The sequence below is a fragment of the Acidiphilium sp. PM genome (assembly GCF_000219295.1).
GTDB lineage: Bacteria > Pseudomonadota > Alphaproteobacteria > Acetobacterales > Acetobacteraceae > Acidiphilium > Acidiphilium multivorum.
Genome location: NZ_AFPR01000043.1, coordinates 1 through 7,061, shown reverse-complemented (window position 1 = coordinate 7,061; position 7,061 = coordinate 1). Strand labels below are relative to the sequence as shown.

At 69.4% G+C, this 7,061-nt stretch carries 8 protein-coding genes; 2 read left to right on the top strand and 6 right to left on the bottom strand.

The features are described 5' to 3' along the window. Positions 1–280 precede the first annotated feature (280 nt). The 3 genes from dnaJ to APM_RS01605 form a co-directional block, all read right to left on the bottom strand. A complete protein-coding gene (gene dnaJ / locus APM_RS01615; protein ID WP_007421612.1) occupies positions 281–1,432 on the bottom strand; it encodes a molecular chaperone DnaJ in 1,152 nt (383 codons plus the stop codon). Positions 1,433–1,526: 94 nt separating this feature from the next. Then, entirely contained in the window at positions 1,527–3,434 is a 1,908-nt protein-coding gene (dnaK, locus tag APM_RS01610; protein ID WP_007421611.1) for a molecular chaperone DnaK, read from the bottom strand. Between the two features lie 158 nt (positions 3,435–3,592). Then, positions 3,593–4,201, bottom strand: coding sequence for a nucleotide exchange factor GrpE (locus tag APM_RS01605; RefSeq protein WP_007421610.1), 609 nt, complete (start codon positions 4,199–4,201; stop codon positions 3,593–3,595). 127 nt (positions 4,202–4,328) lie between these two features. Between APM_RS01605 and APM_RS01600 the strand changes: the two genes are divergently transcribed. After that, the gene (locus tag APM_RS01600; protein WP_039887503.1) at positions 4,329–4,613 is read left to right on the top strand and encodes a hypothetical protein; all 285 of its coding nucleotides are present in this window, start codon (positions 4,329–4,331) and stop codon (positions 4,611–4,613) included. Here APM_RS01600 and APM_RS01595 read toward each other — a convergent pair. From APM_RS01595 to APM_RS01585, 3 genes are read right to left on the bottom strand one after another with little or no spacing between them, the layout of a single operon-like run. After that, positions 4,600–5,364 (bottom strand): SDR family oxidoreductase, encoded by a 765-nt coding sequence (locus APM_RS01595; RefSeq protein WP_007421608.1) that lies wholly within the window; start codon positions 5,362–5,364, stop codon positions 4,600–4,602. The two genes, APM_RS01600 and APM_RS01595, sit on opposite strands and share 14 nt — an antisense overlap. After that, on the bottom strand, positions 5,361–6,107 hold the full coding sequence (locus APM_RS01590; RefSeq protein ID WP_007421607.1) for a class I SAM-dependent methyltransferase: 747 nt from the start codon (positions 6,105–6,107) through the stop codon (positions 5,361–5,363). The genes APM_RS01595 and APM_RS01590 overlap by 4 nt, the downstream gene beginning before the upstream one ends. Then, on the bottom strand, positions 6,104–6,616 hold the full coding sequence (locus APM_RS01585) for a hypothetical protein (protein WP_231844324.1): 513 nt from the start codon (positions 6,614–6,616) through the stop codon (positions 6,104–6,106). The genes APM_RS01590 and APM_RS01585 overlap by 4 nt, the downstream gene beginning before the upstream one ends. A gap of 68 nt (positions 6,617–6,684) precedes the next feature. Here APM_RS01585 and APM_RS01580 point away from each other — a divergent pair. Further along, the coding region (locus APM_RS01580) for a phosphotransferase (RefSeq protein ID WP_007421605.1) at positions 6,685–7,061 on the top strand (377 nt) is incomplete at its 3' end.

Genomic DNA, 7,061 nt, shown 5'->3' with positions numbered 1-7,061 from the left:
GGCCGGGTTGATCTGGCGGCTCGCATAATAGCGGCAGAGCGAGTCGTCATGGCGGAACTGGTCGAACGAGACGCCCGGCCCGGGCATCGAGACGACGCTCGGCCCGCTCGGCGGCGCCACGGCGCAGCCGGCGAGCAGAAGGGCGATGGCGGCGGCGGCAGGCAGAACTGGCTTCATGTCCTTCATCCTGTTGGTTGGAGCCCCGTCCAGATAGTTGGCGCGCGGGCGGCGGAACGCAACGGCGATCGCCCGCGAGGCAGGCCGCCGGCCGTGAGGCGCGTCACAGCCCGTCGAAGAATTCCTTCACCTTGGCGAAGAAGCCCTCGTGTTCCGGGCTGCCGGACGCGGTGTTGCCGGCCTCGCGCTCGAATTCCTCGAGCAGTTCGCGCTGGCGCTTCGTCAGGTTCTGCGGCGTCTCGACCGCGACCTGGATATACATGTCGCCCCGCGCCGTGCTGCGCAGCACCGAGAACCCCTTGCCGCGCAGGCGGAACTGGTCGCCCGTCTGGGTGCCGGCGGGGATCTTGACGCGGGCGCGCGTGCCGTCGATCGCCGGAACCTCGATCTCGCCGCCGAGGGCGGCCTGGGCCATGCGCAGCGGCACACGGCAGAACACGTTGGCGCCATCGCGCTGGAAGATCGGGTGCGGGCGGATCGAGACATGAACGTAGAGATCGCCGGGCGACGCGCCGCGGCCGCCGGCCTCGCCCTCGCCGGAGAGGCGGATGCGCGTGCCGTCCTCGACGCCGGCGGGAATGGTGACCGAGAGCGTGCGCTCGCGCGGCACGGTGCCGGCGCCGGAGCAGACCCGGCAGGGATTGCGCACGGTGCGGCCGGCGCCACCGCAGGTCGGGCAGGTGCGCTCGACGACGAAGAAGCCCTGCTGGGCGCGCACCCTGCCGGCGCCGCCACAGGTCGGGCAGGTGTCGTTCGCGGCGGACTTGTCGGCCGAGCCGGTGCCCGAACAGGCATCGCAGGACACGCGCGTGGGCACGCGGATCTCGGTCTTGGTGCCGGTGAAGGCCTGGGTCAGGTCGATCTCGACGGCGGCGCGCAGGTCGGCGCCCGCGCGCTCGGTGCGGCCACCGCGGCGGCCGCCCATCGCCTCGCCGAACATTTGCTCGAAAATGTCGCCGATGCCGCCCTCGAACCCGCCGAAGCCGCCGAACCCGCCGCCGAAGCCGCCGGCCCCCGGCCCGCCGCCATTCTCGAACGCGGCATGGCCGAAGCGGTCATAGGCGGCGCGCTTCTGCTCGTCCTTGAGGACGTCGTAGGCTTCGTTGATGTCCTTGAATTTCTGCTCGGCCGCGGCGTCGCCCGGGTTGCGGTCCGGGTGGTACTGCATCGCCAGCTTGCGATAGGCCTTCTTCAGCTCATCGGCCGAAGCGCCCCGCGACACGCCGAGAAGTTCGTAATAATCCGTCTTCGCCATGGTCCCGGCTTAACCCCGACAATCTCTGAAACAAGAATGTCCCGGACCATTGCTGGCCCGGGACTGGTAACCGTCTATCGCGCGGCGGACGACGTCACGCGGACTTCTTCTTGTCGTCGACATCCTCGAATTCGGCGTCGACCACCTTGTCGCCCGGCGCGGCCGTCTCGGCGCCCGGCTGGGCGGCGCCGGCCTCGGCCTGCGCCTTGTACATCGCCTCGCCAATCCGCATGGCGACCTGGGTCAGCCGCTCGGTGGCCGACTTGATCGCCTCGAGATCGCTGCCCTCCAGCGCGGAGCGCACCGCGGCGATCGCCGCCTCGGCCTCGCCCTTGTCCTGGGCGGAGACCTTGCCCTCGTTGTCCTTCAGCGTCTTCTCGGTCTGGTGGACGAGGCCGTCGGCATGGTTGCGGGCATCGACCAGCTCGCGCTTGGCCTTGTCGGCCGCGGCGTTCGCCTCGGCGTCCTTCACCATGCGCTCGATATCGGTGTCCGACAGGCCGCCGGAGGCCTGGATGCGGATCTGCTGCTCCTTGCCGGTCGCCTTGTCCTTCGCCGAGACGGAGACGATGCCGTTGGCGTCGATGTCGAAGGTGACCTCGATCTGCGGCACCCCGCGCGGGGCCGGGGGAATGCCGGTCAGGTCGAAATTGCCGAGCAGCTTGTTGTCCGCCGCCATCTCGCGCTCGCCCTGGTAGACCTTGATGGTCACGGCGGTCTGGTTGTCGTCGGCGGTGGAGAAGGTCTGGCTCTTCTTGGTCGGGATCGTGGTGTTGCGGTCGATCAGGCGGGTGAACACGCCGCCCAGCGTCTCGATGCCGAGCGAGAGCGGGGTGACGTCGAGCAGGAGGACGTCCTTGACGTCGCCCTTGAGCACCGCGCCCTGGATGGCGGCGCCGATGGCGACCACCTCGTCGGGGTTGACGTTGCGGGCGGGTTCCTTGCCGAAGAAGGTCTTCACCGTCTCGATGACCTTGGGCATGCGGGTCATGCCGCCGACCAGGATCACCTCGTCGATCTCGCCGGCGGTGACACCGGCATCCTTCAGCGCCGCGCGGCACGGGCCGAGCGTGCGCTCGACCAGATCATCCACGAGGCTTTCGAGCTTGGCACGGGTCAGCTTCATCACGAGATGCTTCGGCCCCGAGGCGTCGGCGGTGATGAAGGGCAGGTTGATCTCGGTCTCCTTCGAGGAGGACAGCTCGATCTTCGCCTTTTCAGCGGCTTCCTTCAGGCGCTGGAGGGCGAGCTTGTCCTTGCGCAGGTCGATGCCCTGCTCGCGCTTGAACTCCTCGGCCAGGTAGTCGATCACGCGCTGGTCGAAATCCTCGCCGCCGAGGAAGGTGTCGCCGTTGGTGGACTTCACCTCGAACACGCCGTCGCCCAGTTCGAGGATCGAGATGTCGAACGTGCCGCCGCCGAGGTCGTAGACCGCGATCGTGCCGCCCTGCTTCTTGTCCATGCCGTAGGCGAGGGCCGCCGCCGTCGGTTCGTTGATGATGCGCAGCACCTCGAGCCCGGCGATCTTGCCGGCGTCCTTGGTGGCCTGGCGCTGGGCGTCGTTGAAGTAGGCCGGAACGGTGATGACCGCCTGGGTCACGGCTTCGCCGAGATAGGCCTCGGCGGTTTCCTTCATCTTGGTCAGCACGAAGGACGAGATCTGGCTCGGCGCGTAGCGCTGGCCGCGCGACTCGACCCAGGCATCGCCATTGTCGCCGCGCACGATATTGTACGAGACGAGTCCCTTGTCCTTCTCGACGGTAGGATCGTCATAGCGGCGGCCGATCAGGCGCTTGACCGCATACAGCGTGTTCGTCGGGTTGGTGACCGCCTGACGCTTGGCGGACTGGCCGACCAGACGCTCGTTGCTCTCGGAGAAGGCGACCATCGACGGTGTCGTGCGCGCGCCCTCGCTGTTCTCGATCACGCGGACATCCTTGCCCTCCATGATCGCGACGCAGGAATTCGTGGTGCCGAGGTCGATACCGATGACCTTACTCATAGAAACGCTCCTTTCAGCGGGTGAGCCGGACCCGAAGCATCGGGCGCACCCCTATTGTTTCACCCCGTTGATGTATTGAACCACCCCCGAAGGCACAAGGGGCGGCCGGCCGGCGGCTGCGGAAATTTAGCCGCCCGGCGTTAACGAAAACTCAAGGCTCACGCCTCGATATCCAGCGGCTTGCCCGCCTGCGCCCTGGCGACGACGACCATCGCCGGCTTGAGCAGGCGACCGTTCAGCGTCCAGGTGCGGCTCCAGGCCTGGATCACCGTGCCCGGCGGGGCATCGGATGTCTCCTGCTCGCCCATCGCCTGGTGCTTGTCGGCGTCGAATGTCGCGCCCATCGCCTCCTCGGCGCGGATGCCGTGGCGCTCGAGCATGGCGATGAAGCTGCGCTCGACCCCGGCGAAGCCGTCGCGCAGCCTGGCGAGCAGTGGCGACTCGCCCTCCTGCGGCGGCGGCAGCGCATCCAGCCCGCGGCGAAGGTTCTCGGCGGTCTCGGCAACGTCGGCGGCGAATTTCTGCACGGCGTAGAGCCGCGCATCCTCCACCTCGCGCCGCGTGCGGGCCCGCAGGTTCTCCATCTCCGCCTGCGCGCGCACCCATTTGTCCCGCAGGTCGGCGGACTCCGCCTCGAGGGCGGCGATCCGCTCGCGGGCGGCGGCAAGCTGCTCGGCCTCGGAAGCGGGCGCCCTCTCGCTGCCGGCCTCCAAGGGATCCGCCCCCGCGTCGAGCACGGGTTCGGCGTTCAGCGTGTCTTCGGTCATGCGCCGCAATTAGGACACGGCCCGACCCTGCACAAGGGCCGGCGCGGTCGGATGGCCGCGGAACGAAAGCCGCAACGATTACAATTTTTAATTTTGGGCGTTACATGACCACACGTATAACGTGCATATGCCAATTGCCGATCTCCGCCCGACCGACCTTCCGCGTTCCCCTGTCGATGCCGTCTTCCGGCGCATGATCGCGAGCCGCGACGAAAAGATCGCGGGATTGCAGGACCGGATTCTCGACCTCGAGGAAAGGCTGCGCCGGCAGGAGGCCCGCCATGCGCTGGACGCGGTGCACGCCGCGGCGCTCGCCCGGCTGAACGCCGAACTGGTCTGGCCCGATGGGCCCTGGCCGGTGCGCGCCGTGCTGCCGCTCGCCCGGCTGATCAGCCGCGTTACCCGGCGTTGAACGACACGTCGCGCTGCCGGCGCATCAGGTGCTCGCCGGCATCGACATAGAGCGTGGTGCCGGTGACGGACGGGGTTTCGACGATGAAACGCACCGCGCGCGCGATGTCCTCCGGCTGCGAGCCGCGCCGCAGCGGTGTTGCGCTCTGGCCGCGGCGGAAATTCTCCTCGCTCTGCTTCGCGGCGATCAGCGTCAGCCCCGGCGCGACACCGCAGACCCGGACCGCCGGCGCCAGCGCCATCGCGAGCATCTCGGTCGCCGCGGCGAGGGCGGCCTTGGACAGCGTATAGGCGAAGAAATCCGGGTTCAGGTTCGCGAGTTTCTGGTCGAGCAGGTTGACGATCACGCCCTGCCGGCCGCCGATCCGCGCCGCCATGTCGCGCGCCAGCAGCACCGGCGCGGCGAGGTTCGGCGCCATGTGGGCGGCGATCGAGGCGGCGGTGACGCTGGCGGCGGAATCGAACTCGAAGCGCGAGGCGTTGTTGACCAGCACGCCGATCGGCCCGGCCAGCGCCTCGGCCCGCGCGATCAGGGATTCGACCGCCGCCGGATCGGCGAGGTCGGCGGCCAGGACATGCGCCACCCCGCCCTGGGCGCGCAGCTCGGCGGCAAGGGCTTCGGCCTCGCCGGGCGAGGCGCGGTGGTGGATGACGACCGGAAAGCCGGCCTGCGACAGGCTGCGGACGATCGCGGCCCCCAGCCGCTTCGCGCCGCCCGTCACGAGCGCCGCGCCCTCGAACGGGGCGGTCATGGGAACAGCGCCGCGGCGAGGGCGGCGGGATCGTCGAGCAGCGCGGTCGGGCGCGGGGCGAGCAGGTCGAACAGCCGCGCGGTGCCGAAAGCGGCGAGATCGACATCCATCATGTCGGCGACCATCGCCTCGTAGTTGTCCTCGAGGCGGCGGCTCGCCGGATCGAGCGCGGTGACCAGCAGCAGCCCGGTCGGCGGGGCATCCAGCGCCAGCAGCCGCAGCTCCGGCCGGTAGCGGCGCAGCAGCACGGCGACCTTCCAGACATCGCCGGCCCACCAGCCGGGCACCACGGCATCGCGGCGCAGGTCGGGGTTCTGGTCGCGGTTGGTGATGCGCGGGTCGATCGGCAGGCAGTCATGCAGCGCGATCACGCTGCGCCCGTGGCAGACATGCTCGGTGTTGACGATGTCGCGGAGCAGGAACTCGAAACGGTGCATCCCGTCCAGGAAGGCGAAATCGACCGGGCCGCCGAGCAGCGCCAGCGGGTCGCGCCGGGCGAAGAAATCGTCGCTCGTGCAGGCGAAGAGATGGCAGGCGGGCTTGCCGGCGAGCACGTCGCGGTCGAGCCGGAAATCGGGGTCGATCGCGAGGCTCTCGGCTTCCGCCAAGGCCAGCGACTCGCCGCGCCAGACGCCGATCTCGAGATAGCGGCGCGGTGCCAGGGCACGGTGCAGCCGGCCGAGGCAGTCGAGATAGTCCGCACCCTGGTGGTGCGCCATCACCTCCGGCGCCGGCACGTTCATCGCGCCGTGCCGCGCGCCTGGCCGAGTTCAGACGGCGTCATCTGGAAGCCGACCAGCACCTGCTGCGCGGCGCTGCGCGGCGCGTTCGGGAAATCGAGCCGGATCGGCTTCGTGGTGGCGACGGCCTGCGTCGCGCCGTTGCGGAAATCGAAGCGCACCGGATAGACCTGCTTGGCGATGATGCTGTCGCCCTCGGTGATCGCCACGAAATACGGCAATGTGAAGTCGTCCTGCCGGGCGGCGAGGCCCTTGGTCGCGGCGAAGCCGATGCGGAAGACGACGCGCTCGCCATGATGGCCGCGCGCGGTGCACTTGCCGGCGACGCCGGTGACCCTGGCATCGATGATCCGGGCCGCGACCTCGTCGGACGGGCCGGCGCTGCGGACCAGGCGGCTTGCCTGCTGGAGCACGGCGACCTGCGGGCAGTCGAGCTTCGGGCCGGACCCGCCGGCGCAGGCGGCAAGAGCGAGCGGGACGAACAGGGCGGCAAGGCGGGCGATGCGGGTCAACTCTGTCTCCATCCGATTTGTCGGTTCTCCCTTGCCATCAAATCGGCGATCGGTCATCTCCCGGGGCCATGGCAGTCTATACGGAAGTGACGGACGACGCGCTGGCCGCGTTCCTCGAAGGATATGACATCGGCCGCATGGTCGCGTTCCGCGGCATCGCCGAGGGGGTCGAGAACAGCAATTATTCGCTGCGCACCACCGAGGGCGACTTCATCCTCACGCTCTACGAACGGCGGGTCGACCCGGCGGACCTGCCCTGGTTTCTCGGGCTGATGGAACATCTCGCCGCGAAATCCCTGCCCTGCCCGCTGCCGGTGCGCGCGCGCGACGGCGCCAATCTCAATCCGCTGGCCGGGCGGATCGCGGCGATCACCACCTTCCTGCCCGGCGTGTGGCCGCGGCGGCCGACGGTCGCGCATTGCGGCCCGCTCGGCGCGGCGATGGC